This window comes from Sphingomonas gellani (assembly GCF_900110035.1).
Lineage (GTDB): Bacteria > Pseudomonadota > Alphaproteobacteria > Sphingomonadales > Sphingomonadaceae > Sphingomonas > Sphingomonas gellani.
This window is the reverse complement of the sequence record NZ_FOCF01000008.1, coordinates 154,152-178,425: the sequence shown is the minus strand read 5'-3', so window position 1 is coordinate 178,425 and position 24,274 is coordinate 154,152. Positions and strand designations below refer to the sequence as shown.

General features: G+C 67.8%; 26 protein-coding genes. 4 read left to right on the top strand and 22 right to left on the bottom strand.

Annotated elements, in window-relative coordinates; all coding sequences use genetic code 11:
* Positions 1–34 precede the first annotated feature (34 nt).
* The 3 genes from BMX37_RS15140 to BMX37_RS15130 are packed head-to-tail and all read right to left on the bottom strand — an operon-like array spanning position 35 to position 1,819.
* Entirely contained in the window at positions 35–442 is a 408-nt protein-coding gene (locus tag BMX37_RS15140; protein WP_280139260.1) for a DUF2141 domain-containing protein, read from the bottom strand.
* Positions 390–1,181: a sterol desaturase family protein gene (locus BMX37_RS15135; RefSeq protein ID WP_093666585.1), complete on the bottom strand. Its 792-nt coding sequence runs from the start codon at positions 1,179–1,181 to the stop codon at positions 390–392. The genes BMX37_RS15140 and BMX37_RS15135 overlap by 53 nt, the downstream gene beginning before the upstream one ends.
* A 47-nt stretch (positions 1,182–1,228) precedes the next feature.
* Positions 1,229–1,819: a GNAT family N-acetyltransferase gene (locus BMX37_RS15130; RefSeq protein WP_093666631.1), complete on the bottom strand. Its 591-nt coding sequence runs from the start codon at positions 1,817–1,819 to the stop codon at positions 1,229–1,231.
* 80 nt (positions 1,820–1,899) lie between these two features.
* Between BMX37_RS15130 and crtY the strand changes: the two genes are divergently transcribed.
* Positions 1,900–3,075: a lycopene beta-cyclase CrtY gene (gene crtY / locus BMX37_RS15125; RefSeq protein ID WP_093666584.1), complete on the top strand. Its 1,176-nt coding sequence runs from the start codon at positions 1,900–1,902 to the stop codon at positions 3,073–3,075.
* Positions 3,072–4,550 (top strand): phytoene desaturase, encoded by a 1,479-nt coding sequence (locus tag BMX37_RS15120; RefSeq protein WP_093666583.1) that lies wholly within the window; start codon positions 3,072–3,074, stop codon positions 4,548–4,550. Before crtY ends, BMX37_RS15120 begins: the two co-directional genes overlap by 4 nt.
* A gap of 113 nt (positions 4,551–4,663) precedes the next feature.
* On the opposite strand, the gene BMX37_RS15115 is transcribed toward BMX37_RS15120, so the two are convergent.
* Both BMX37_RS15115 and BMX37_RS15110 read right to left on the bottom strand, forming a co-directional pair.
* Positions 4,664–5,089 carry a hypothetical protein gene (locus BMX37_RS15115; RefSeq protein ID WP_244501624.1) on the bottom strand — a complete coding sequence of 142 codons (426 nt, stop codon included), beginning with the start codon at positions 5,087–5,089 and terminating at the stop codon, positions 4,664–4,666.
* The gene (locus BMX37_RS15110) at positions 5,086–5,556 is read right to left on the bottom strand and encodes a protein tyrosine phosphatase family protein (protein WP_093666582.1); all 471 of its coding nucleotides are present in this window, start codon (positions 5,554–5,556) and stop codon (positions 5,086–5,088) included. The genes BMX37_RS15115 and BMX37_RS15110 overlap by 4 nt, the downstream gene beginning before the upstream one ends.
* A gap of 130 nt (positions 5,557–5,686) precedes the next feature.
* On the opposite strand from BMX37_RS15110, the gene BMX37_RS15105 reads away from it, so the two are divergent.
* On the top strand, positions 5,687–6,352 hold the full coding sequence (locus tag BMX37_RS15105; RefSeq protein ID WP_244501623.1) for a hypothetical protein: 666 nt from the start codon (positions 5,687–5,689) through the stop codon (positions 6,350–6,352).
* 54 nt (positions 6,353–6,406) lie between these two features.
* Here BMX37_RS15105 and BMX37_RS15100 read toward each other — a convergent pair whose 3' ends face one another.
* The 6 genes from BMX37_RS15100 to BMX37_RS15075 form a co-directional block, all read right to left on the bottom strand.
* A complete protein-coding gene (locus tag BMX37_RS15100; protein WP_093666581.1) occupies positions 6,407–6,721 on the bottom strand; it encodes a hypothetical protein in 315 nt (104 codons plus the stop codon).
* Positions 6,722–6,881: 160 nt separating this feature from the next.
* Positions 6,882–8,651 carry a DNA helicase RecQ gene (gene recQ, locus BMX37_RS15095; RefSeq protein ID WP_093666580.1) on the bottom strand — a complete coding sequence of 590 codons (1,770 nt, stop codon included), beginning with the start codon at positions 8,649–8,651 and terminating at the stop codon, positions 6,882–6,884.
* Positions 8,652–8,897: 246 nt separating this feature from the next.
* Positions 8,898–10,943, bottom strand: a complete 2,046-nt coding sequence (locus BMX37_RS15090) for a M13 family metallopeptidase (protein ID WP_093666579.1) — start codon at positions 10,941–10,943, stop codon at positions 8,898–8,900.
* Positions 10,944–10,996: 53 nt separating this feature from the next.
* Positions 10,997–11,761, bottom strand: coding sequence for an energy transducer TonB (locus tag BMX37_RS15085; RefSeq protein ID WP_093666578.1), 765 nt, complete (start codon positions 11,759–11,761; stop codon positions 10,997–10,999).
* A gap of 81 nt (positions 11,762–11,842) precedes the next feature.
* Positions 11,843–12,787, bottom strand: coding sequence for a hypothetical protein (locus tag BMX37_RS15080; protein ID WP_093666577.1), 945 nt, complete (start codon positions 12,785–12,787; stop codon positions 11,843–11,845).
* Positions 12,788–12,846: 59 nt separating this feature from the next.
* On the bottom strand, positions 12,847–14,667 hold the full coding sequence (locus BMX37_RS15075) for an ABCB family ABC transporter ATP-binding protein/permease (protein WP_093666576.1): 1,821 nt from the start codon (positions 14,665–14,667) through the stop codon (positions 12,847–12,849).
* 132 nt (positions 14,668–14,799) lie between these two features.
* On the opposite strand from BMX37_RS15075, the gene BMX37_RS15070 reads away from it, so the two are divergent.
* A complete protein-coding gene (locus BMX37_RS15070) occupies positions 14,800–15,030 on the top strand; it encodes a hypothetical protein (protein ID WP_093666575.1) in 231 nt (76 codons plus the stop codon).
* Positions 15,031–15,052: 22 nt separating this feature from the next.
* On the opposite strand, the gene BMX37_RS15065 is transcribed toward BMX37_RS15070, so the two are convergent.
* The 11 genes from BMX37_RS15065 to BMX37_RS15015 form a co-directional block, all read right to left on the bottom strand.
* Positions 15,053–16,006, bottom strand: a complete 954-nt coding sequence (locus BMX37_RS15065) for a phytoene/squalene synthase family protein (RefSeq protein WP_093666574.1) — start codon at positions 16,004–16,006, stop codon at positions 15,053–15,055.
* A gap of 4 nt (positions 16,007–16,010) precedes the next feature.
* Complete coding sequence (locus tag BMX37_RS15060; RefSeq protein WP_093666573.1) at positions 16,011–16,592, bottom strand: LOG family protein; 582 nt, start codon at positions 16,590–16,592, stop codon at positions 16,011–16,013.
* Positions 16,593–16,651: 59 nt separating this feature from the next.
* Positions 16,652–17,749: a GGDEF domain-containing protein gene (locus BMX37_RS15055; RefSeq protein ID WP_093666572.1), complete on the bottom strand. Its 1,098-nt coding sequence runs from the start codon at positions 17,747–17,749 to the stop codon at positions 16,652–16,654.
* A 170-nt stretch (positions 17,750–17,919) separates the two neighbouring features.
* The gene (locus BMX37_RS15050; RefSeq protein WP_093666571.1) at positions 17,920–19,323 is read right to left on the bottom strand and encodes an ammonium transporter; all 1,404 of its coding nucleotides are present in this window, start codon (positions 19,321–19,323) and stop codon (positions 17,920–17,922) included.
* Positions 19,324–19,338: 15 nt separating this feature from the next.
* Complete coding sequence (locus BMX37_RS15045; protein ID WP_093666570.1) at positions 19,339–19,677, bottom strand: P-II family nitrogen regulator; 339 nt, start codon at positions 19,675–19,677, stop codon at positions 19,339–19,341.
* 145 nt (positions 19,678–19,822) lie between these two features.
* Entirely contained in the window at positions 19,823–20,026 is a 204-nt protein-coding gene (locus BMX37_RS15040; protein ID WP_093666628.1) for a putative signal transducing protein, read from the bottom strand.
* The gene (locus BMX37_RS15035; RefSeq protein ID WP_170841992.1) at positions 20,026–20,538 is read right to left on the bottom strand and encodes a YdcF family protein; all 513 of its coding nucleotides are present in this window, start codon (positions 20,536–20,538) and stop codon (positions 20,026–20,028) included. Before BMX37_RS15035 ends, BMX37_RS15040 begins: the two co-directional genes overlap by 1 nt.
* Before the next feature lie 23 nt (positions 20,539–20,561).
* The gene (ribA, locus tag BMX37_RS15030; protein ID WP_093666568.1) at positions 20,562–21,629 is read right to left on the bottom strand and encodes a GTP cyclohydrolase II; all 1,068 of its coding nucleotides are present in this window, start codon (positions 21,627–21,629) and stop codon (positions 20,562–20,564) included.
* Positions 21,623–22,405, bottom strand: a complete 783-nt coding sequence (gene xth, locus BMX37_RS15025; protein ID WP_093666567.1) for an exodeoxyribonuclease III — start codon at positions 22,403–22,405, stop codon at positions 21,623–21,625. Before xth ends, ribA begins: the two co-directional genes overlap by 7 nt.
* A 458-nt stretch (positions 22,406–22,863) precedes the next feature.
* Positions 22,864–23,487, bottom strand: coding sequence for a LolA family protein (locus BMX37_RS15020; protein ID WP_093666627.1), 624 nt, complete (start codon positions 23,485–23,487; stop codon positions 22,864–22,866).
* 399 nt (positions 23,488–23,886) lie between these two features.
* Entirely contained in the window at positions 23,887–24,207 is a 321-nt protein-coding gene (locus BMX37_RS15015; protein ID WP_093666566.1) for a DMT family transporter, read from the bottom strand.
* Between the last annotated feature and the right edge of the window lie 67 nt (positions 24,208–24,274).

The following is a 24,274-nucleotide window of genomic DNA, read 5'->3' as shown; positions in this document are numbered from 1 at the left end:
CGCAAGCAATTGCGAATCGCTCCCGCATCGCGGGTCAGAGAATGTAACGCATCCGAATCTGTTGCATCTCTGCATCACCCTCCAGCGCGAACCTTGCCGCGTCGAAGCGGGGCGGGCCGAAGCGGATCGCCGGATTGCGCGAGAAACCGAACCCTTCGCGCGGGATGCCGGCAAAGGTGTCGAGGCGGGCGTTCCCGTTCTCGTCATGGATCACCGCCACCGCATAGCGACCGCGCGGCAGCGCGTCGAAGCGGATGCTGGTCTGGCCCGCCGGCACCGACCGCCGCACCGCATCCGCATCGTCGACGCAGTTGGGGAAATTGCCCGGATCGTCGGTCAGGCAGATGCGCACCAGCCCCTTGGCGGAACGCATCCCGTCGATCTCGACATCAAGCCGCGCGACGGGGGCGGCGCCGAGGAGCAGGGGGACGCACAGGGGCAACGCCGCCAGTGCCAGCCGAACCCGGAACCGCCCGCCTGCGCGCGCGGGCATGGTCGCGTCCGAAGTCGCCGAGGCCGCCGTCGGTGCCGCAAAGCCTGTCCCAGAAGCGGAAATACAGTCCAAAATTACACCCGTACCGCTCATGATGCCGCTGGTGATGGCTTGCTGTGATAAGCCAGTCGCCGAGCCGCCCGGCCCATAGGACTCGTGGGAAAACCTCCCACCCCATATGGTTGGTTACCCCCATAACAGTCATGATGGTCAGCACCAGACCCAGGGCGGCGATATGAATCGGAATCAGGAACACCAGTAGCGGAATTACAACAGCGCCGGTCACCGCCTCGATCGGGTGGAACGCCATCGCGGCCCAGGCGGTCGGCGGTCGACTGGCATGATGCACCGCATGCGCGCGGCGGAACATCGCCGGCCGGTGCATCCAGCGATGGGTCCAATAGAACCACGTGTCGTGCGCGATCAGGTACAACAGCACCGACACCGGCAGGTACCAGATCGGAAAGGCGTGGATGTCGTCATAGATGCGGGTCCAGCCATGCGCACGCCAGCCCCAGGCGACGATCCCCGCCGGTACGCCATAGATCGCGGTGGATGCCAGGCTCCACCCGATCTCCGTACGCATCTGCCTGTCCAGGCCCGCATACAGGCCCGGGTGGCGCAGCCGCGTCGCCAAGGCGAAACCACCGGACGCGATCAGGTAGCGGACGCCGACGATAAGGGTCATAGCGACGGCGGAGGCGGCAAGGGCGAAAAGCGCGGTCACGATCCGTCCTATAGCTCCATAAGCGGCGGAACGGGCGGTTTTTCGCGCCGGAACAGCCGCACCGGCTGTTCGCGATATTGAACCGTGCCCGCCGGCCGAAATCCGCAGCGTTCGGCCAGGCGGATCGAGGGCAGATTGGCGTCGTCGATGATGCACAGCACGGGCGCGATCCCGTTCGCGTCGGCCCATGTCAGCATCGCGCCCAGCGCCTCCCGCGCATAACCCTGTCCATGCGCGTGCGGCACCAGCGTCCACCCCGCCTCCACCTCGTCCTCGAACGACGGGATCGTGGCGCGTCGGGACAGCATCAGCCCGACGCTGCCCAGATAGGCGCCATCCTGCCGGGCGCGGATCGTCCAGGTGCCGTATCCCAACAGATGCCAGTGGCCGATATAGCGGAGCAACCGCTGCCACACCTCTTCGCGGGTAAAGGGGCGGCCACCGATCATCCCGTACACGGCCGGGTGCGCCCACATCGCCGCCGCATCCTCCAGATCGGCGACGGCGGGCGGCACCAGATGCAGGCGCGCGGTTTCCAGGGTCGGCGCCCACGGCGATGACGCGGGTTGCCGCGTCGATGATCCTGCAATGACATGCATCACGCACCGGTCATGCGCGCCATCATTGCGACGCACAAGGGCGGTTCTCCTGCATCGCCGCATCGGCTAGGGCGGTGGCGATGGCATCGACGATCTCCTGCGACCTGGCGATCCTGGGCGGCGGTCTGGCCGGCGGGCTGGCCGCCATGGCGATCCGGGCAAGGCACCCGACGCTGGACCTGTGCCTGGTGGAATCGTCGAACCGCATCGGCGGCAATCACCTATGGTCCTTTTTCGGCAGCGACGTCTCCGCCGACGACCGCCCGCTGGTGGCGCCACTCGTCGCGCATGCCTGGCCCGGATACCAGGTCGCCTTTCCGGCGCACCGGCGCAGCATCGCCCAGCCCTATTACTCGATCGAAAGCATCAGGCTGGACGCGGAGGTGCGGCGCATATTGCCGGCCCACGCGGTGATGACCGGGCGACGGGTGCTGGCCGCCTCTCCCACCGCGGCCGTGCTGTCCGACGGCGACCGGATCGAGGCGCGGGCGGTGATCGATGCGCGCGGCACCGGCGACCTGTCGCTGCTGGAGCTGGGCTGGCAGAAGTTCGTCGGGCGCGAGATCAAGCTCGACGCGCCGCATGAACTCGACACCCCGATCGTCATGGACGCGACGGTGGCGCAGATCGACGGATACCGCTTCATGTACGCCCTGCCGTTCAAGCCGAAGCGCGTGTTCCTGGAGGACACCTATTACAGCGACACGCCCGACCTGGATGCTGCGACCCTGCGCGAACGGATCGACGCCTATGCAACGGCGCGCGGTTGGGTGACGCGGCGGGTGGACCGCGAGGAGGCAGGTGTGCTGCCGGTCGCGATGGGCGGCGATTTCGAGGAATATTGGCGATCCGGCGGCAACAGGGTGGCGAAGATCGGCATGCGCGCCGGCCTGTTCCACCCGACCACCGGCTATTCGCTGCCCGACGCGGTACGCACCGCCGCGATGCTGGCGAACCGCCGGGACTTTTCGGCGGACGGCCTGCATGACGCCACCCACGCGCTGGCCCGGCGCAGCTGGCGCCGCCGCGGCTTCTACCGGATGCTGGACACCATGTTGTTCAAGGCGGCGGAACCGGCCGACCGGTACCGGGTACTGGAACGCTTCTACAGGCTTCAACCCGGCCTTATAGGTCGGTTCTATGCGGGAACATCGACTGTGAGCGACAAGGCGAGAATTCTGACCGGCCGGCCACCGGTGCCGATCATGCGCGCGGTGCGGGCCCTGACCGGCTTCGGCGCGGGAGCGCGGGCATGAAGCGCGCGATCGTCGTCGGGTCCGGCTTTGGCGGGCTGGCGCTGGCCATCCGGCTGCAATCGGCCGGGGTTGCGACCACCATCGTCGAGTCGCGCGATCGGCCGGGTGGCCGCGCCTATTACTGGGAACGCGACGGCTTCACCTTCGACGCCGGTCCGACCGTCATCACCGATCCTGCCTGCCTGGAAGAATTGTGGCAGCTGACCGGCCGACAGATGCGCGAGGATGTGGAGCTGCAGCCGGTGCTGCCCTTCTACCGCCTCAACTGGGTCGACGGCACCAATTTCGACTACACCAACGACGATGCGCTGCTGCGCGCCGAAATCGCGAAGCTGAACCCCGACGATGTCGCGGGCTATGCGCGCTTCCTCGAATATTCCGCCGGCGTGTTCCGCGAGGGGTATGAGAAGCTGGGGCACGAGGCGTTCCTCGACTTCGCCTCCATGATCCGCGCCGCACCCGCGCTGGCCAAGTACCAGGCGTGGCGGTCGGTTTATTCGATCGTGTCCAGCTTCGTGAAGAACGAGAAGCTGCGCGAGGCGCTCAGCTTCCACACCCTGCTGGTCGGCGGCAACCCGATGACGACCAGCGCGATCTATGCGCTGATCCACAAGCTGGAACGCGATGGCGGCGTGTGGTTCACGCGCGGCGGCACCAACCGGCTGGTCGCCGGGATGGTGAAGCATTTCGAGCGGCTGGGCGGCGTGATCCGACTGGGCGACCCGGTGGTCAGCATCGACACGCTGGGCGACCGGGTGACGGGCGTCACGACGCGTTCGGGCTGGATCGGACAGGCCGATGCGGTGGCGTCGAACGGCGACATCATCCACACCTATCGCGACCTGCTGTCCACCTCTCGCTCCGCACAGCGGACGCTGGCCGGGCTGGAGCGAAAGCGCTTCTCCCCGTCGCTGTTCGTGGTGCATTTCGGCATCCAGGGCACCTGGCCCGGCATCCCGCATCACATGATCCTGTTCGGGCCGCGCTACAAGGGGCTGCTCAGCGACATTTACGACCATGGCGTGCTGTCTCAGGACTTCTCGCTGTATCTCCACCATCCGACCGTCACCGACCCGTCGCTGGCGCCGGAGGGCCATTCGACCTTCTACGCGCTGGCGCCGGTGCCGCATCTGGGCAAGTTCCCGGTCGATTGGGACGAGATCGGGCCGATCCTGGAAAAGCGCATCCTGGACGAGATCGGGCGGCGGTTGATCCCCGACATCCACAGCCGCATCGTGACCAAGTTCAGCTACACGCCAAAGGATTTCGGTCGCGATCTGGCGGCGCATCAGGGCTCCGCATTCAGCCTGGAGCCGATCCTGACGCAAAGCGCCTATTTCCGCGTCCACAACCGCGACGACCACACGCCCAACCTGTTCTTCGTGGGGGCAGGTACGCATCCAGGCGCCGGCATACCGGGCGTGGTCGGCAGCGCCAAGGCGACGGCGAAGCTGATGCTGGAAAGCGTGCGCTGACGCGCAACGACGCTGGCATGGCGCACGCCATAATAGCGGCGGATGCGACGCTTTAGATCAGCGGCGGGAACGCTTTTCCCGCCATCCTTCCCGCCGTCGCGTTGCGGACGTGCTCAGGACGCCAGCCGGCGCCGCTCCACGGACGGCGCAAGGCGGCGGATGTCGAGTACGTCGACCCCGGTCAGGATCACCCGGCCGAATCGCGGCTCATCGGTTTCGACCAGGATTCCGGCGGCGGTGGAGCGCACCGCCTGCCACGGCACCTCGCGCACCGCGATCCGCTTGCCGCGACGCTTGGCGGCGGCGATGCGGCCGTCGCGTCCCACCGCCAGCGCGCCCGAACCATCGGCACCCACGACCGCGTCCACGGTCTCGAAGCCGGACAGCCCTTGTTCCGCCGCCTCCGCAACCTCTTCCGGGCTGCCGATATGGCGGTCGCGCCGACGCCAGACCAGGACCGCGACACAAACGACGATCAGCACCAGCACCGCCGACCCCGTGGCGGCCATGGCCCAGCCCGGTATCACGGCGTGCTTCATCGCGCGCCAGCATCTCCATCCTCGTCCCCCGACGGGCTGGCGCCCGCCAGTGCGTCGAGCATGGGGCGGATGTTGGTCAGGTCGTACCCGGCCTGTTCGGCCTGCATCGCCAACAGCCGGGGATTGCGCCCCCCCTTGGCCGCGGCCAGCGCCCACAGGTTGCAGCTGCGCGTCCCCGAACGGCAATACGCCAGGACCGGCCCGCCCGCATCGACCAATGCGCGCGCCATCGCGTCCAGCTGCGGATGGCTGAACCCTGCGCCGGTTACGGGAATGGCGGCATAGGACAGCCCGGCTGCCTCGGCCGCAGCACGGATCGACTCACCGGATGGCTGACCCGGCTCCTCGTCGTCAGGCCGATTGTTGACGATCGCCACGAACCCCGCGGCCTTGATCTCGGCAAGGTCATCGGGCGCGATCTGCGGCGCGACGGCGACGGTTTCGTTGAGTTGACGGATGGTGGCCATGCACCACCCCTAGCGCAGGGCGAGGCGGGATTGAACCGGTTCGTCCTCCACGCCGACGCTATCTATACGATCGTAGAGTTAAACGTCCGGCTGTTTACTTGCGTGGCGCTTGGGGGCCGGGCATCACTCGATGATGGGAAGTCCCGACGCTGTGCCCGCCTCATACCATTCCGACGGCTATGCCCTGCTCGACAGGCTCTTCCCGCCAGAGGTTCTACTTACCTTTTACAATCGTATGCAGGCCGATCTGCAACGCGCGGGCAAGCCGTTGGGCAGCTTCACGGCCCAAGGCCCCCTGCTCCGTCGGCAGGCGATCGAGGTATACGGCTACGCTTACCCGCCGATGCTGGGACTATTGTGGGGTTTGACCCCCCGGATCGCGCTTGCGACAGGACGTGAGGTCTTACCCACTTATGCCTATTTTCGTGCATATCAGCAGGGTGACGTTTGTCGGGTGCACCATGATCGCTTTGCCTGCGAGCACAGCCTGTCCCTCACTATTGCCTATGGTGACGACAAGCCCTGGGCCTTGTCTGTAGAAACCCAGCGTTCCGAACCCAACGCGTCCGTCGCTGACGATTTCGGCGGCAACCCTTACGGATCAATGGCGATGAAACCGGGCGATGGAGTGCTCTATCAGGGCGTCCATCATAGGCATGGCCGGCTGGAGCCAAATCCGAACAGTTGGTCCGCGCACCTTTTCCTGCACTGGGTAGATCGTAACGGCCCTTATGCCGAGCACGCGTTCGACAGACCGGCAATGGAAGCAGCGGCGAGGGGCCGTAGTCTCGTATGAAAAAACAAGGGCGAGGCGGATCGCTCCGCCCCGCCCCGTCCTGCACCCGCGTGATTAGTGGCGGTTCTTCTTGTGCTTCTTGCCCGTGGTGGCGGACTGGTCCGTGCCGTCGGTCGTCGCCGTCGCGCTGTCGGTCGCCGGCGTCGTGGTGTCCGCGCTCGTCGGCGCAGTGGTCGTGTCCTGCGTCGAGGTCGACGGGGTCACCGTCGCTGACGGATCGACTGGAGTCGTGGCCGTTGGGTCGGGTGCCGTGGTCGTGGCGCCCGGCTGCGGCGTGGTCTGCGGACTGGTGGTCTGGGCCACAGCAGGCAGTGCCATCAGGCCAGCGGAAGCAGTGATGGCGAGGGTCGTCTTGCGAAATGCGATCATGGTGTTCTCTCCGAAAATCGTTCCTGTTCGCCCCGTTCAATGAAATGGGGAGCCCGCACTGCGGAGTCATCCGGCGGTGCGGCGGACGGGGCCGCTTAGCGGGTAGGTGGAGCGCGAAGGACACGTCGTTGCGCCGAGCTTTGCGAAAATGTCGCCGGAATCAGGCGGCGGCTCGGATCACATTCAGGAACGCGTCGCCGTAAGCATCCAGCTTCCGCGCGCCGATGCCGCTGAGCAGCGCCAGTTCGGCCCGGCTCCCCGGCCGCCGCGCCGCCATGTCGCGCAGTACAGAGTCGTGGAAGATCACGTACGGCGGCACGCCGGCGTCCTTGGCCAGCGTCCGCCGCCGCTCCCGCAATGCCTCGAACAGGGGATTGTCGGCGGGGTTGCCGGCGACCGGCGCGCTGCGCCGTCGGCGCTTCTCACGCGGCGCCGGGACGATCAGCGATACCCGCGCCTCCCCCTTCAGGATGGCGCGCGCGGCGGGACCGAATTCCAGCCCGCCATGCGGATTGGTGCGCAACGCATCGCGCAGCAGCAGCGCGCGCCCAACCGGCTTCAACAGCGCCACCTCCTCACCCGACACGATGTTCCACACCGACAGCGCCTCGTGACCGTTCATCAGCGACCGCTCGCTCGACTGGCCGGTCAGCACGCTTTCGATATAGCCCGCGCCGAACATCTGGCCGGTGCGGAACACCGCCGACAGGAACTTACGCGCGGTTTCCGTCGCGTCGACCGCATCGGGGGAGCCCAGGCAATTGTCGCAATTGCCGCAATCCTCCGCCAGATCCTCCCCGAAATGGCGGAGCAGGATGCGGCGGCGGCAACCGGCCGTCTCGACCAGCGCGGCCAGCGATTGCAGCCGCGCGCGTTCCCCCGCCTGCCGCTCCGGCTCCACTTCGCCGATGCGTTGGCGGGCGCGGGCGAAGTCCTCCGCGCCCCAGAACAGGTGCGCGACCGACGGATCGCCGTCGCGACCCGCGCGGCCGGTTTCCTGATAATAGGCCTCGATCGACTTGGGCAGGCCGGCATGCGCGACGAAGCGGACGTCGGGCTTGTCGATGCCCATGCCGAACGCGACGGTGGCACAGATCACCATGTCCTCGCTCGCCACGAAGTCGGCCTGGTTCTTGGCGCGGATGTGCGGCTCCAGCCCGGCATGATAGGCCCGCGTGGGCCGGCCGGTGCGCGCCAGCGCCTCCGCCAGCTTTTCGGTCGCGGCGCGGGTCTGCGCATAGACAATGCCAGGCCCCGGCGTCGCGGCGATCAGGTCGGCGATCTGGCGGTTGGTGTTCGCCTTGGGGCTGATGCTGTAGCGGATGTTGGGCCGGTCGAACCCGGACACTATGGTGCCGTCGGCCGAAATGCCCAGCTGTTTCGCGATGTCTGCGCGGGTATGCGCGTCGGCGGTCGCGGTCAGCGCCAGGCGCGGCACGTCCGGAAACGCGTCCATCAGCGGTTCGAGCAGGCGGTAATCGGGGCGGAAGTCGTGACCCCATTCGCTGACGCAATGCGCCTCGTCGATCGCGAACAGCGACAACTTCGCACTTGCCAGCAGCTCGCGGAAGTGGCCGGACGATGCGCGTTCCGGCGCAACATAGAGCAGGTCGAGATCGCCGTTGCGGAACCGGGCCATGGTCTCGCCCCGGTTCTCGTCGACGCTGGTCAGCGTGGCCGCCCGGATGCCCACCGCTTCCGCCCCGCGCAGCTGGTCGTGCATCAGCGCGATCAGCGGCGACACCACGACGCAGCACCCCTCCATCATCACGGCGGGCAATTGGTAGCACAGCGACTTGCCCGCGCCTGTCGGCATTACGGCCAGCGTGCGCCGCCCAGCCAGAACGCGCTCCACCACCTCCGCCTGCACGCCGCGAAACGCGGGATAACCGAAGACCTTGGCGAGTAGGGGAAGCGGGTCGGGGACCATTGCGCGCCATGTAGGGAGAGTGCGCGGCGGGGTCGAGCCTCGGCGGGCCACAGCCTCCAATCGAGAGGGTCAGTCGGGCACCGGGTACTGGCTGTAGGTCGAAACGCGATGTTGAGGCCTGTCATGCACGCGTACGAGATCGTGGTCGCGCTGCAGACGAAGCGGCGCGCTTAATCGAGCTTCGGCACCCGCACGATTGACGATTCGACCATCGCCCGCTCGCCAAACGGCCAGCGGGCCGGTCGCTCAGCTGCCCCAGACCGACACGCGCTGTGCCGGGGGCAGGTACATGGCATCGCCCGGCTTCACGCCGAACGCCGTGTACCAGGGGCCGAAGTTGCGCACGATGCCGTTGACCCGGTACTTGTCGGGGCTGTGCGGGTTGGACAGCAGTTGCGCGCGCAACGCCCCCTCGCGTGTGTTGCCCTGCCACGCCTGGGCATAAGCGAGGAAGAAGCGCTGGTCACCGGTCATGCCGTCCAGCACCGGCGGCTCGCCATGGCGCGACACATAGCGGCGGTACGCGGCATAGGCCGTCTCCAGCCCGCCCAGATCGGCGAGATTCTCGCCCAGCGTCAGCCGCCCCTTGATATGCGTGCCGGCGATCGGTTCATAGGTGTCGAACTGGTCGGACAGGCGATCCGCCTGCACCTTGTACTTGGCCGCCGTCGCCGGGGTCCACCAGTCGCGCAGGCGACCCTTGTCGTCATATTGCCGACCCTGATCGTCGAAGCCGTGGCCCATCTCGTGCCCGATCGTGGTCGCGCCCGTTTCCGCATAGTTCACCGCCGGATCGGCACTGGCGTCGAAGAAGGGCGGTTGCAGGATCGCGGCGGGCACCGTGATCTGGTTCAGCGTCGGATCGTAATAGGCGTTCACCGTCTGCGGCGTCATGAACCACAGCCCGCGATCGACCGGCAGCGGGAACCGCTTGAGTTGCAGGCGCCACTGGAAGTCGTCCGCCGCCAGCGCATTGCCGAGCGGATCGGTGCGGCTGACCTTCAGCGTCGAATAATCGATCCACTGCTTGGGATGGCCGATGCGGGGATCGAAACTGGCCAGCTTCGCCAGCGCGGCGGTGCGGGTCGGCGTGTCCATCCAGGTCGCGCCGTCGATCCTGTCCTTGTACGCGGCGCGCATGTCGGACACCAGCTCGTCCGCCTTGGCCTGTGTCGCGGGGCTCCAGTACCGCTGGACATAGATCGCGCCGACCGCCTCTCCCAGGGCGCCGTCGATCAGGCCCATGCCGCGCTTCCACCGCGCACGCTGTTCAGGCACGTCGCGCAACGTCTTGCTGTAGAATGCGAAATTCGCCTGGTCGAACGCGCGGGGCAGGAACGGCGCGTGGTCGCTGATGAAGCGGGCGGTGACCCACTCCTTCCACGTCGACAACGGGATGTCGCCCAGACGCTTGCCCGCCGCCGTCACCGCCGTCGTCTCCGCCACATCGACCGTCTTCGCCGCGCCCAGCCCCATCGCGGCGAGCGTCGGGGTCCAGTCGAATTCCGGCGCCAGCCTGGTCAGCTGGGCGCGCGTCATCGGGTTATGCGTCGCCACCGGATCGCGCCGCCGCTCTGGCGTCCATTGATCCTGGCTGACCGCGGTTTCCAGCGCGATGATGCGGTCGGCGCGGGCGGCGGGGTCGGACAGGCCGGCCAGCGTCTGGATACGGATCAGGTAATCGCGATAGGCGCGGCGGATCGCGTCGTACTTCTCGCCCTTGAGCAGGTAATAATCGCGCGTTGGCAGGCCCAGCCGCGCCTGACCGGCGGCGGCGGAATAGCGGGTGGGGTCGTCCTGATCCGCCTGGATCCCGATGTTGATCGGCGACGGATATCCCGGCGTCATCATCAACTGGACCAGGGCCCCGCGCGTCGTCACCGCATCGATACGCGCCAGGTACGGCTTCAGCGGGGCGAGGCCGCGTGCGTCGATGCCGCCCTCATCCATCCATGCGGCATAGAAGTCGCCGACCTTGCGCTCCGTCGCGTTGGCGGGATGCGCCGCCGCCTGTTCGACGATGGTGCGGACCTGGCCCTCGATCTCGTCGGGCAGCTCGGAGTTGTACCCCGCGCTGGACTTGTCCGACGGGATCGGATGCGTCTTCAGCCACGTCCCCTCGGCATAGCGGAAGAAGTCGTCCCCCGGCTTCACCGACCGGTCCATGTCCTTCAGCTCCAGACCCCAGGGCGCATAGCGGGGGCCGGCCGGCGCGGTCTGCGCGAAAAGAGCGGCACCGGAAAGCGACAGCGGGGTCAGGGTCAGGCAGGTGAGCAGAAGCTGGCGACGCATCGACGGTCCTTGCAAGGTGAAGCGACGACCCTATCGGCTCGCGCGCACCGCCGCTAGCGGCGCGGTGGTGCCGGCGGCACGGGTTCCCGCTCCATCAACCAGTCGTTGTCGAACACCACATAGGACGTCACCGGCCGACCCTGTCCATCACGCGACGGCTCGTAGCGATAGCGTTGCTGGATCAGGCGACACGTCGTCTCGTCCAGCACCGCGCTGCCGCTCGATCCGGTGACCACGCATTCGTCGACCCGGCCCACGGTGTTGACGCGGATGCGGACCGAAACGGTGCCGCTGGCGCCTGCATCGTCGGCGGCCTTCGGATAATCGGAATCCTTGATGCGGCCCTTGATCCGGCGCGGCGGAGTCTCGTCGCGCCAGCCATCCCCGTCGCCGTCGCCATCCCCGCCACTGCCGAAGCCGTCGCCGATCCCGCCCGCGCCGGTGCCGGGCCCGGCCCGCAACGCCGCGCCCTGGGTCGGTGCCGCACCCGTGTTGGCGACCGGCGCGACGACGACCGGCGGCGGGACGGGCACGGGGACGATCGGCGGCGGGGCGACCACCTGTGTCGCGGTGGAGCGCAGATTGGGCGGCGCGGCACGCCCTGCCTTGCGCCGCTGATGCTTGCGCGCCGGCACCGTCTTGGGATGCGGCACCTCGCGCGGCGGCACGACGCTGAACACCGCCAGCGGGTCCTCAGTCGGCACAACGCCGGGCAGCCGCAACCCGATCAGCAGCAGCCAACCGACCATGGCCGTCACCGCGGCGGTCAGCGCCACCGACACCATACGATCCTGCCGGGACAGGCTGTTCAACGCCATTACGCACTCCAAGGGGCGCGAAACGCCCGGCGAACGCGTGCGATATGGGTCGTGAACCGCGCCTTGCCAGTTCGTGCGCCGTCAGGCGGTCAGATAGCCGGTGGCCACCAGGAAGGCGCGCAAGGAGGCGGGAAAGTCGGCATGATGGGTGGTGCCGTCGGACGGACAGACGCCGTGCAGACGCGGCTTCACGCAGCCCTGCCACAGCGTGGCACCATCCCGCTGATAATGGCGCAGCATCGTCGCCCATGCCGCATCGAAGCGCCCGGCGTGGGCAGCATCCGCGACATAGGCGGCACAGATGCCGTTGCGACCTCGTTGTGAGGATACGCAGCCGGCGCGCAAGCGTGCCATGTCCGCCGCGAACACACCGCGCGCGGATGAATCGGCGGACAAATCGACCGCCCGCCCATTGACGACGCTGAGCACGACTGGCGGACGCGGCGTGCAGGCATTGCAACCGAACGCCGAATCGAAACGCGGGTCGCGCACCACGAAATCGACCACACCGTCGCCGGTGCGATCGATTGGGTTGTCCCCGATCTGTCCTTGCAGGTTCCGGTCCATGCCGCCGCCTGCTTCGCCCCGCCGAAGCTCTACAGAACGATACCCACCAGCGTCCGGAGCCAGCACCGTGATCCAGCTGCCGCCCCCCGATCCGCCGGACTCGCTGTCGATCACCACCGCCGGGCGAACATCGTCACGGCGAAGCCTTACCGCCGCGATCCGGACATAGGACGATGCGCCATCCGTCAGCGTTCGTTGTGACGGCAGGCCGAGTGCGGACACCGTGACCGCCGCCTGATTGTTGTACCCTTCCCAACTGCACGACGAGTCATCGCTGTGTGGCGGTTTCGCCGGACAGGGCAGCGCCTCCACCTGCACCGTGACACCACCCGACGTGAAGATCAGCGCCTTGCGGTCGGATGACGCCCATGTGCGAAAATGCCCGACCGGTGCCTCCTGCGCAGGGATCGATGCGGCACCCAGGAGAGGCAGAGCGGCGAACAACACCAGCAGCTTCATCGGCGACACTCCGGTGGAAAGCGCCACGCTACCCGGACGAGTGACCCTAAAAAGGCCCTTCACTCCGCCGCCAGCGCCTCGTCCCGCTCGGCCGCCTGACGGGCCCACATCTCGGCATACAGGCCGCCGCGCCGCAGCAGTTCGGCGTGGGTGCCGCGCTCCGCCACCCGGCCGGCGTCCAGCACCACGATCTGGTCGGCATGGACGATCGTCGACAGACGGTGCGCGATGACCAGCGTGGTGCGGCCGCGCTCGATCGCCTCCAGCGTGTCCATGATCTCCGCCTCCGTCCGGCTGTCGAGCGCGCTGGTCGCCTCGTCCAGGATCAGGATCGGCGGGTTCTTGAGCAGTGTGCGGGCGATCGCCACGCGCTGCTTCTCGCCACCCGACAGCTTCAGCCCCCGCTCGCCGACGCGGGTGGCATAGCCGTCCGGCTGGCGCTCGATGAACCCGGCGATGGCGGCACCGCGCGCGGCGGTGGCGACCTCCTCCTCGGTCGCACCCTCCCGGCCATAGGCGATGTTATAGGAGACCGTGTCGTTGAACAGCACGGTGTCCTGCGGCACGATTCCGACCTGCGCACGCAGGGACGCCTGTTGCACAGCGGCGATATCCTGCCCGTCTACCGTGATGCGCCCTCCGGTCAGGTCGTAGAAGCGGTAGAGCAGCCGCGCGATGGTCGACTTACCCGCGCCGGACGGGCCGACGATCGCCAGCGTCGAGCCGGCGGGTACGTCGAGGTCGATGCCCTTCAGGATCTCGCGTTCCGGCTCGTAGCCGAAATGGACGCTCTCGAAACGCAGATGGCCGGGCCCGATGACCAGCGCCGGTGCGCCCGGCGCATCCACGACCTCGGCGGGCGTGTCGATCAGGTCGAACATCGCGCCCATGTCGATCACGCCCTGCCGGATGGTGCGGTATACCATGCCGAGCAGATCGAGCGGCCGGAATAGCTGCGCCAGCAATGTGGACACGAACACCACGTCGCCCGCCGATGCCTGCCCCCGGCTCCATCGCCATGCGACGAACGCCATGCCGCCGCCCAGCATCAGGTTGGTGATCAGCGCCTGTCCGACGTTCAGCCAGGCCAGGCTGTTCTCCGACTTGGTCGCCGCGCGCGCGTAGGCGGTGATCGCCGCGTCGTAGCGTCGCGCCTCCCGCTCCTCCGCGCCGAAATACTTCACCGTCTCGAAATTGAGCAGGGAGTCCACCGCATGCGCGACGGCGCCGGTGTCCAGGTCGTTCATCTGCGTGCGCAGGTGGTTGCGCCAGTCGGTCACCTTGCGCGTGAACACGATATACAGGGCGACCATCGCCGTGGTCGCCGCCGCCATCGGCCAGCCGAAGCTGCGCCCGAAGATCGCGAGCACCAGCGCCAGTTCCAGCACGGTTGGCGCGATGTTGAACAGCAGGAAATACAGCATCGTGTCGATGCTCTTGGTGCCGCGCTCGACCACCTTGGTCACCGCACCGGTCCGCCGTTCGAGGTGGAAACGCAGCGACAGCCCATGCAGGTGGCGGAACACGTTGGCGGACAGGCGCCGGGTCGCGTCCTGACCCACCCGCTCGAACACCGCATTGCGCAGATTGTCGAACAGGGTCGTGCCGAACCGCGACGCCGCATAACCGACGACCAGCAGGATCACGAGCATCGCCAGTCCGCGGTCGCCAGCCGCCATCCGGTCGACCGCATATTTCAGCGTATAGGCCGCGCCGAACACCTGAAGCAGCTTCGACGCGATCACCAGCGCCATCGCGCCGACGATCCTTGCCTTCAGCCCCGTCTGACCGGCCGGCCACAGATAGGGGAGAAAGCGGCGGAGGGTGGGCAACAGCGGCTGGTCGGCGCGGGTGGTGGCGGTGGGATCAATCGGCGGCATCGTCGCCCCCGAAGATCGGGGTAAGCGCGGCCATTATCAACCGGCTCGTGCCGATACTGGACAACTCGCCGTCAGGCACGGGAACGCATCCGCGTCAAGCCCGTTTTTCCCTCCAAGAGTGTGGAGGCGTATATGGAACCGATGTTCTTCGTGATGGCCATCCTGGGCTGCGGCGACGGCAATCTCGGTTGCCAGGAAGCACGCGTCCTGCCGGCCCGTTACGAGACCATGGCTCAGTGCCGCGCCGACCTGCCGACGATGCTCGCGCGCAACAGCGACGTGGATGCACCCAGCCTCGCCGCGAACTGCCGCGTCAACGGCCTGACCATCGCGCAGAAGGATGCACCCCGCCCCCGCGGTTGACGCACCGCACGGTCCACCCGGGTCAATTGCGCCCGGGCCGTGTCCATAGATCGGGATCGCGAGGTACGAGTGGGTAGAGTCGGGCGCGGCCCCGTGCCTCCACGAACGCGCGCGCTATGAACGCCAGTTTCTGACCGCCCGACGTAGTGACGCGGTGATCCCAGGCATGGGCCCCGCGACTGGCCACCTCGCGGCCGATCGCACCATAGATATGCGCGGCGGACAGGACCGCCCAGGCAGACCGGAACGACAGGGCCGGCGTGCCGCGCCGGGCACTCTCCTCGAACGCCGCCGCATGCGTCGCCAGCCGCTTCGCCAGCACCGCCAGGCGTGGGCGGAAGAAGGGCTTCAGATGCTCGCCCGGCGGGATGTCCATCTCCACCAGCCACTCGATAGGCAGGTAGCATCGCCCCGCGCGATCGTCCTCGTCCAGGTCGCGGGCGATGTTGGCCAGCTGAAACGCCATGCCCAGGTCGCAGGCCCTGTCCAGCGTCTCCGCATCGTCGGGATCGACGCCCATGATCACCGCCATCATGCACCCGACGACGCCGGCGACGTGGTAGCAATACCGGAACAGGTCGTCCTCGCTGCGCGGTCGCCATTCCTCCGCATCCAGGGCGAAGCCGGCGATCAGGTCGCGCGCGAAGGCATGCGGCAGGCGCGTTTCGGCGGCGACGATGCGCAACGCGTCGAACGCGGGGTCGCCCACCACCTGTCCCGCCAGCGCAGCCTCCGTCATTGCCGACAGACGCTCCAACCGGGCGGGCGCGTCGGACACGCGCGTCATGCCGTGACCCATCTCCTGCCCGTCGGCGATATCGTCGCAGGCGCGGCACCATGCATAGAGCAGCCATGCGCGTTCCCGCGTCGGCCGATCGAACAGCAGGCTGGCGGCGGCGAAGCTCTTCGACCCCCGCGCGATCGACTCGCGGGCGGTGGCGACGATCGCGTCGCGGGACGGGCTCGCCTCGCTCATCGTCTTACAGGTCCGTCGTCTTCATCCTGACGATCGGCTGGGTCGGCACATGCGCGGCCATCTTGTCCAGCAAGCCATCCAGCGTGCCGTCAACGATCAACAGGTCGCGGTGCTGCGGACGCAGGAAGCCCACCTCTCCCATCTTGTCCCAGAACGCGACCAGATGGTCGTAATAGCCGGCCAGGTTGAGCAACCCGACCGGATCGGAGTGATAGCCCAGCTGCGACCAGCTGAGCGCTTCCCACAATTCATCCATCGTGCCAGTGCCGCCGGGAATGGTGATGAAGCCGTCGCTCAGATCGGTGAACAGCTGCTTGCGCGCATGCATGCCCGGCACGACGTGCAGTTCGGTCAGCCCGCGATGCGCAACCTCCGCATCGACCAGCGCCTGCGGAATGACGCCGATCACCTCGCCCCCGGCCGCCAGTGCCGAGTCGGCGATCGCCCCCATCAGGCCCAGGCGTCCGCCGCCATAGACGACACCGATGCCCCGTTCGGCCAGTGTCCGCCCGATGGTGCGGGCGCCCTCGATATATTGGGGGTCGGCGGGGGTGGCGGATCCGCAATAGATGGCGACGCGTTTCATGGGTCATGCGCTAGGCGATCAACCCCCGTCACGGCAAGCCGATGCGGGCATGCCCGCGATCACGCGGCGATCCGGTTCCTGCCCTCCGCCTTTGCGCGGTAGAGCAGACGGTCAGCGCGGGCGATGGGCTCGTCCAGCCCCCGCTCCCCCGGCGCGACCATCGCGATGCCCAGGCTGACCGAGCGTTCGGGCAGGCGGTCGGCGGGACGTGACGCGTCGACGCGCACCGTCTCCGCGACCTGTTTCGCATCGCTCAGGTCCGTGGCGGGGAACACCAGCAGGAACTCGTCGCCGCCCAGTCGCACCACGCGCCCCGCCCGCGTCGCCGCGACGCGCAGCAGCGATGCCGCCACGGTGACGAGCACCGCGTCGCCCGCGGCATGGCCATGGGCATCGTTGATTGCTTTGAAGTGGTCGATGTCGATCAGGATCGCCGCGTTGCCCGCGCGTGCCAGCCCTGTCTCGTTGCGGATCAGCGCCGCGCGGTTCCACGCGCCGGTCAGCGGATCGAACAGCGCCGCCCGACGCAGGGCATGGTGCGACCGCTGCCCCGGAATGGCGAGCAGTGCCAGGTTCATCACGCCCAGCAACATTTGGTCCGACAGCATCGGCAACAGGGCAATCCAGTTGATGTCCGGGCCCAGCCGCAGGTCGAGCGCGATAGAGGCCAGGAACCCCGGCACATAGGCCAGCAACGCCACGCCGACGATGCGTCGGGTCGCGCGGGTGCCGTCATCGGGACGGGCCAGCGCCAACGGCAACCCGCATGCGATCACCGATATCGTCAGCAGGATGGCATCGACCACGCGGCCGGAGCTGGACGCTCCCGAGCCGAACAGCGCTGCGAGCACGCCTTGCGACACGACCAGCACGATCATCCATCCGGTCAGCGGCCTGTGCCCGTCGAATGCACGCACTCCGCCCAGCATCAGGCAATTGGTGGCCGACAGAGCGGCGATCACCAGGCCGGCCCGCAAGGGCGAGAACGTCTCCAGCCCCTGCAACGCGATCAGCACGCACGCATACAAGCCGGCCCCGGCACCCCATAGCGCCAAGTGCCGCTCGCTCCGGCGGCCGCGCCACAGCACCAGGAACACGCCAGCGAACGCGCTGCTCGCCAGCACGCTGCATAATCGTAGCGTCGACAGGTCCGGCATGTCTCACCCCCGGGATCGCGATGGTAAACGGCGATTCTTTAGAAACCTTCAAAGGCTATCGCAGTAGGTTCACAAAAAATGGCCCGGCATGTCGCCATGCCGGGCCCAGGTCGTCCGCAGGAGGAACATCGTGGCGACCGGGCGGCACCACGCCGCCCGGCCGGAAAGGGTCAACTGTTGTAGGCGCGCTCACCATGCTCGCCGATGTCGAGGCCCTCGGCCTCCACCTCGGGCGACACACGCAGGCCGGTCAGGACCTTGGCGATGGTGATCGCGATCGCGGTGCCGATGGTGGACCAGATAATGGTGGTCACCACCGCCTCGACCTGGACCAGCAGCTTGGCGCCCATGACGTAGTCGGCGGCACCCGGCCCGCCCAGCGAGGGGGCGTAGACGATCGCGGTGCCGACCGCGCCGATCATGCCGCCGATGCCGTGGACGCCGAACGCGTCGAGCGCGTCGTCATAGCCCATGCGCGGCTTCAGCACCGACACCGCGAAGAAGCAGATGACGCTGGCGACCGCGCCCAGCACGATCGCGCCGAACGGGCCCGAATTACCGGCCGCCGGCGTCACCGCGACCAGACCGGCGACGATGCCCGAGCAAAAGCCCAGGGCCGACCCCTTGTGGCCACGCGCCCGCTCGATCAGCATCCAGGCAAGAGCGGCGGAGGCGGTGGCGACAAAGGTGTTGATCATCGCCAGGCCCGCCGAACCGTTCGCCTCCAGCGCGGAGCCGGCGTTGAACCCGAACCAGCCGACCCACAAAAGGCCCGTACCGACGCCGGTCAGCGTCAGGGAGTGCGGGGGCATCGGCGTGTGGGGGTAGCCCATGCGCTTGCCCAGCATCACGCTGGCGACCAGCGCCGATACGCCGGCGTTGATGTGCACCACCGTGCCGCCCGCGAAGTCCAGCGCGCCGGCCTTGTAGAACACACCCGACGACGCCCACACCATGTGCGCGATCGGGAAGTAGACGATGGTCAGCCACACCGCGGCGAACGCCATCACGGCGGAAAACTTCATCCGCTCGACCACCGACCCCAGCACCAGCGCGACCGTGATGGCGGCAAAGGTCATCTGGAAACATATGAATACATATTCGGGGATCTCGACCCCGGTGGTGAAGGTGGCGGACTGGCTGGCGGAGGTGACGCCGCGCAGGAACGCCTTGTCCAGGCTGGCGATGACATTGGACAGGCCGGCGCTCGACACGTCCGGACCGAATGCCAGGCTGTAGCCGTAGATCACCCAGATCAGCATCGCGAGGCATGCCACCGCGCCGATCTGCGTCATGGTGGACAGCATGTTCTTGGCACGCGTCAGGCCACCATAGAACAGCGCGAGACCGGGCAGGATCATCATCAGCACCAGCAGCGTGGACGTCATCATCCACGCCGTGTCACCCTTGTTGACGACGCCGGTGGGCGCGGCGGGCGGTGCCTGCAGCGGTGCGGCGGCGCCCGGTGCGGCCTGTGCCAGCACCGGTGCCGCCCAGGCGAGGCCGGCGCCCAGCGCCAGCGCGCCCGCGATCCGGAGGACCGGCCCCACCGCCGGCTTGATGGCTGATGTCATGCGGTTCACCCCCCCTCAGAGTGCGGTATCGTCGGTTTCGCCGGTGCGGATGCGCACGGCCTGTCCGACATCCAGAACGAAGATCTTGCCGTCGCCGATCGCGCCGGTGTGCGCGGACGACTGGATCGCCTCGACCACCCGGTCGGCCAGATCGGCGGAACACGCGACCTCCACCTTGATCTTGGGCACCATGTTGGTGCTGTACTCGGCCCCGCGATAGATCTCGGTCTGGCCCTTCTGCCGGCCGAAACCCTTGACCTCCGTGGCGGTCATGCCGGCCACGCCGATGGCGGTGAGCGCTTCGCGCACCTCGTCCAGCTTGAACGGCTTGATAATGGCGATGACCAGCTTCACCCCTGTCCCCTCGTTGCTGATGCCCCGGGGATCGTTAAGCAATTGCCGTGCCAACCCGTTTAGCGGGTGCGAGCGCTACATTGAGCAGCATGCGGGCAGCAGGGGCCGCCTGTTTTTCAAGCAGGCGGAGGCAGTTGCCGCTTTTTCAGGCAGGCGTGTCCAGAATGCGCCGGGCGTGGTCCAGATCGTCGGCATGGACCATGACCCTGACCGGGATCAGCAGCCACGATCCCTCGACGATGGAGGCATTTCCGTCGAACGCGACCGCGTCGATGCCCTCACTGTCCAGTCGCCCGACGATCACATGTGCCTCGATGCGCGGGAAACGACCAAGCTCGACCAGCGACATCAGGACCGCCCCCGCCGATCGCGCCATGCCGCGCGCAGCCCCGCGACCAGGTCGTAGGGCACCGCCGCCGCCTCTCGCATCCACATGCGACGGCGCAGCGGGCTCGGCCCTCGATCGGAAAAGGGGAGCGGGCGACACCGCACGCCTTGCATCGCGAACAGCATGCGGACGCGAGGTTGGTGGTACGGGTCGGTGCAGGCGAGGCACTCGGCATAGCCACCGTCGCGCACCAGCGCCGCCGCCGCGCGGACGCTTTCCAGAGTGTCGCGGCTCTCCGTGTCGAGGATCACCCGCTCCGGCGCGACCAGCCCGTCGAGCAGCGCCGCCATCACCTCAGCCTCGGCAGGCGGATAACGGCCCACTCCGCCCGAGCAGAACAGGTCGACCGACGGGTCGCGCTGCGCCAGTGCCGCGGCATGGCCGACCCGCCGCGCCAGGGTCGGGCTGGCGCCGCCATCGGCACGCACCGCCGCGCCGAACACCACCGCCAAACGGCGCGGGCGCGCGTCCACGGGTCCGCCGGGCGTGTCCGCGTTCAGAACTGATGCCCCGTACGGTCGCGCTTGGTCGCGAGATAACGCTCATTGTGCGGGTTCGGCGGCAGGTGGTGCGGAACCCGCTCCACCACCTCCACCCCCGCCGCCGTCAGGCCGGCGACCTTGGCGGGATTGTTGGTCAGCAACCGCACGCGATCCTGTCCCAGCAGCGTCAGCATCCGCCCGGCCACGCCGAAGTCGCGCGCATCGATCGCGAAGCCCAGACGCGTGTTCGCATCCACGGTATCGAACCCCTGGTCCTGCAGGGCATAGGCGCGCAGCTTGTTGACCAGGCCGATGCCGCGCCCCTCCTGCCGCAGATAGAGCAGCACGCCCCAGCCGGTGTCCGCGATGGCATGGATCGCGGCGTGCAGTTGCGGCCCGCAATCGCATTTCAGGCTGCCGAGCACATCGCCCGTCAGGCATTCGCTGTGCAACCGCACCAGTGGCGGTCGACCATCAGGCTGGCCGATCACCAGCGCGATATGCTCGTCCGCGCTGTCCGGTGAGCGAAAGGCGACGATCTCCGCATGCTCCGCGCCCGCGACGGGCAGGCGCGCACGCGTCGCGATCGCAAGCCGCGCCGGATCCTCATGCGCCACGATGTCTGCGGCGGTGACGCTGGCCTCCACCGCGCCCGATCCGCCCACGAAAAAGGCGGGCAGCAGCCCCGCGATGCGCGCCAGTCGCAACCCCGCCGCGGCCGCATCGCCATGGGTCAAGGGCAGCGCGCGAAACGGCCCCTTCAGCGGCGTCGCCAGGTCGAATTGCGGATCGGCGAGTGCCACCGCGGCCGCCATGTCGATCCACGGCGCGCGCGCGACCAGCACAGGGGCATCCGGATCGGCGGCGGCGAGCTGGTTGGACAGTTTCAGCGTGCCGGCTCGCCCGGCGGAGATCAGCAGATCCGCCGCCTCCGTCGGATCGAACCGCCCCAGCCGCTCTGCATCGGCCGTTTCCACCGCCAGCAGCCGCAGCGGTCCGACCGCGATTGGCCAGCCGCGCCGCATCGCGTCGATCGCGCGTGCGGCCGCATGGCCATCGCCGTTGATGACGTCGCCTACCATGCGAACTCGGTCATGATCGGGACGTGATCGGACGGCTTCAGCCACGACCGGCAATCCTCGAACACCGCGTGCCGCTGGGCCTGCGCGGCGACATGGGCGGTCGCCCACATATGATCGAGCCGTCGCCCGCGATCGGACGCGGCCCAATCCTTCGCGCGGTAACTCCACCAGGTGAACAACCGCTCCGGCGCGGGGTGGAAGTGGCGACCCAGATCGACCCAGCTGTTCGACGCCTGGAGCCTGTTGAGCGCCTCCACCTCGATCGGCGTATGGCTAACGACGCCGAGCAGCTGCTTGTGGCTCCATACATCCGCCTCGAGCGGCGCGATGTTGAAGTCGCCGACTAGGATCGTCGGGCAATCCAGCCTCTCCGACCAGCGGGTCATGCGCTCCACGAAGTCGAGCTTCTGCCCGAATTTCGGGTTCGCCTCCCGGTCGGGCACGTCACCGCCGGCGGGCACGTACACATTTTCCAACCGCACGCCGTTGGGCAGCCGCACGCCGACGTGCCGCGCCTCCCGGTTCGCCTGCCAGTCGAGGCGATCGTCCTCCACGATCGGCACCCGGCTCAGGATCGCGACGCCGTGATGCATGCGCTGGCCATGCAGGACAACGTGTTCGTACCCCAGCGCGTGGAACGCGCTTAGCGGAAAGTCGCCGTCGATCACCTTTGTTTCCTGAAGGCACAGGATGTCCGGTGCGACCTCCCGCAGGAAGCGTTCGACGATGTCGATGCGAAAGCGCACCGAGTTGATGTTCCAGGACACGATCTTCACGCCGCGCCATGTAGGGTCTGCGGGCGTGCGCGTCACCTGTGGGTTGTGGGACGTAGAGGGGTTGCGCTGTTAAACTGGTCGGCGCGTGGTGTAGGTCCGGCGTCGCGGCAAAGCCGCGCCATCGATCATGGCTTTGCCATATCGCCCGAGCTGGTGCGCGTGGCGCCGGGGCGGCGCTCTCCGCCCTGCGCGTCGCGGCAAAGCCGCGCCGTCGATCGTGGCGTTGCCACGTCGGCCGTGCTCGGGCGCGTGGCGCCGGGACGGCGCTCTCCGCCCTGCGCAGAAAGGCCCCCGCTCCGGGGGCATGGAGCGAGGGCCGACCTGGCGTTCGTCACGCAGGCGGGAAGCGATCATGTTCCGGGCAACAGGGGGAAAAATCCCGAAACACACCTCATCCGCAAGAGCCGCTCTAGGGCAGCGAACCTGTCGCCCGGATGAACCGCGCCGCTCGAAAGTGACTAGCGCCGGCCGCCTGACCTCCGTGGGTCGTTCCAGCGGAACGTTCCGTCGCTAACCAGCGTGCCGAACCGCTGATTCGACAAACGAACCGTGGTGCGATTGTTCTGGCTGTCCAATGCCACCCATCCCTGCAACGTCAGCCCAGCCGGCCCGGCGGCGTTGCGCGCGAAGACCAGCGTGATGCGGCCATATTCGGGATGCTTGGGATCGCGCGCCTCGACCGACAACAGCCGGTCGTCCGCCCCGGGCACGACGCTGGCGAAGCGCGTCAGATCACGCGTCGGGTCGAGCAGGACGCCCAGCGGCGACTCCTTGATCGGCCAGCGCTGCACCTGCCGCACTGAATAATCGATAAAGGTCAGCGCCCCGCCCTCCGCGACGATCAGCAGCGGCACGCCCTTCTCGTATTGGAAGCGCAGCTTGCCCGGCTGCTTCAGGGTCAGCGTGCCGGTCAGCACTTTCCCGGCGCGGTCGGTCTGCGAAAAATCGGCGGTCATGGTCGACAGCCCGCGCAAGTGAGTCTGGACGAGTTGCAGATCGGCGGATTGGCCCTGCGCTATGACAGCGGCGGGCATGGCGGTCGCGGCGATCGCCGCCAGCGGTGCAAGACAATGACGAAACATGATGATCCACATCCGGGTGAGGCATTGAACCCGGCGTGAACCGGGCTGCGGCATGCCGGTTCCCCGTAAAGCCGCCGCAGTCGGCCCTCGCCTATTGCGAAAGGCGCGGCTGTGCTATCCTCGAACTGTCCGGAACTAGGGAATGCACGGCATGCCAACGAAGGATCTTATCGGCCGGCCCCGCCCAACTCCTGCGCAAATGGCGTTCGAGCGCGAGATGATCCGTCATATCCAGGACATGATGCGTCGGCGACGGGGTGAGCAGGGCGACGACGGCCCGACGCCGGCTGTTCCTCCCTCGGGTCCCCGCCCTAGCCCGCTCATCGGCGGGGCCGAAGCCGTTATGGATGATCCGCCTGAGGTGTAAGAGCCCGCGCTGCGAATCGCCCCGACTTGGCGTCATGCCTGCGCGAAGAACTTGGTCCCCACGACGCCAATGACGATCAGGCCGATGAAGCCGATCTGCACCGTGTTCAGCTTTTCGCCGAACAGGATCATGCCGAACACGGTCACGCCGACCGCGCCCAGCCCCGTCCACACCGCATAGGCCGTTCCCGCCGGCAGGCCGCGCATCGCCAGCGCCAACAGACCCATGTTCACGAAGCTGAGCACAACCGGCACCGCCGACGCCGCCCAGCTGCCCTGCATCGCCGCCCATTTCAGGCTGAGCGCCCAGACGATCTCCGTCACCACCGCGACGGCCAGGATGAGCCACGCCATGACCAAATTCCTCATGCGGGCTCGTATCGGGCAGTGGCGGCCGGAAACCCGAAAGAGGCCGCGTCTG

What these genes read in the sequence shown, in the direction of transcription:
- BMX37_RS15135 (WP_093666585.1), bottom strand. Translation starts at nt 1,181, where the DNA reads ATGACCCTTATCGTCGGCGTCCGCTACCTGATCGCGTCCGGTGGTTTC.
- BMX37_RS15130 (WP_093666631.1), bottom strand. Translation starts at nt 1,819, where the DNA reads ATGCATGTCATTGCAGGATCATCGACGCGGCAACCCGCGTCATCGCCG.
- crtY (WP_093666584.1), top strand. Translation starts at nt 1,900, where the DNA reads ATGGCATCGACGATCTCCTGCGACCTGGCGATCCTGGGCGGCGGTCTG.
- BMX37_RS15120 (WP_093666583.1), top strand. Translation starts at nt 3,072, where the DNA reads ATGAAGCGCGCGATCGTCGTCGGGTCCGGCTTTGGCGGGCTGGCGCTG.
- BMX37_RS15115 (WP_244501624.1), bottom strand. Translation starts at nt 5,089, where the DNA reads ATGAAGCACGCCGTGATACCGGGCTGGGCCATGGCCGCCACGGGGTCG.
- BMX37_RS15110 (WP_093666582.1), bottom strand. Translation starts at nt 5,556, where the DNA reads ATGGCCACCATCCGTCAACTCAACGAAACCGTCGCCGTCGCGCCGCAG.
- BMX37_RS15105 (WP_244501623.1), top strand. Translation starts at nt 5,687, where the DNA reads ATGATGGGAAGTCCCGACGCTGTGCCCGCCTCATACCATTCCGACGGC.
- BMX37_RS15100 (WP_093666581.1), bottom strand. Translation starts at nt 6,721, where the DNA reads ATGATCGCATTTCGCAAGACGACCCTCGCCATCACTGCTTCCGCTGGC.
- recQ (WP_093666580.1), bottom strand. Translation starts at nt 8,651, where the DNA reads ATGGTCCCCGACCCGCTTCCCCTACTCGCCAAGGTCTTCGGTTATCCC.
- BMX37_RS15090 (WP_093666579.1), bottom strand. Translation starts at nt 10,943, where the DNA reads ATGCGTCGCCAGCTTCTGCTCACCTGCCTGACCCTGACCCCGCTGTCG.
- BMX37_RS15085 (WP_093666578.1), bottom strand. Translation starts at nt 11,761, where the DNA reads ATGGCGTTGAACAGCCTGTCCCGGCAGGATCGTATGGTGTCGGTGGCG.
- BMX37_RS15080 (WP_093666577.1), bottom strand. Translation starts at nt 12,787, where the DNA reads ATGAAGCTGCTGGTGTTGTTCGCCGCTCTGCCTCTCCTGGGTGCCGCA.
- BMX37_RS15075 (WP_093666576.1), bottom strand. Translation starts at nt 14,667, where the DNA reads ATGCCGCCGATTGATCCCACCGCCACCACCCGCGCCGACCAGCCGCTG.
- BMX37_RS15070 (WP_093666575.1), top strand. Translation starts at nt 14,800, where the DNA reads ATGGAACCGATGTTCTTCGTGATGGCCATCCTGGGCTGCGGCGACGGC.
- BMX37_RS15065 (WP_093666574.1), bottom strand. Translation starts at nt 16,006, where the DNA reads ATGAGCGAGGCGAGCCCGTCCCGCGACGCGATCGTCGCCACCGCCCGC.
- BMX37_RS15060 (WP_093666573.1), bottom strand. Translation starts at nt 16,592, where the DNA reads ATGAAACGCGTCGCCATCTATTGCGGATCCGCCACCCCCGCCGACCCC.
- BMX37_RS15055 (WP_093666572.1), bottom strand. Translation starts at nt 17,749, where the DNA reads ATGCCGGACCTGTCGACGCTACGATTATGCAGCGTGCTGGCGAGCAGC.
- BMX37_RS15050 (WP_093666571.1), bottom strand. Translation starts at nt 19,323, where the DNA reads ATGACATCAGCCATCAAGCCGGCGGTGGGGCCGGTCCTCCGGATCGCG.
- BMX37_RS15040 (WP_093666628.1), bottom strand. Translation starts at nt 20,026, where the DNA reads ATGTCGCTGGTCGAGCTTGGTCGTTTCCCGCGCATCGAGGCACATGTG.
- ribA (WP_093666568.1), bottom strand. Translation starts at nt 21,629, where the DNA reads ATGGTAGGCGACGTCATCAACGGCGATGGCCATGCGGCCGCACGCGCG.
- BMX37_RS15020 (WP_093666627.1), bottom strand. Translation starts at nt 23,487, where the DNA reads ATGTTTCGTCATTGTCTTGCACCGCTGGCGGCGATCGCCGCGACCGCC.
- BMX37_RS15015 (WP_093666566.1), bottom strand. Translation starts at nt 24,207, where the DNA reads ATGGCGTGGCTCATCCTGGCCGTCGCGGTGGTGACGGAGATCGTCTGG.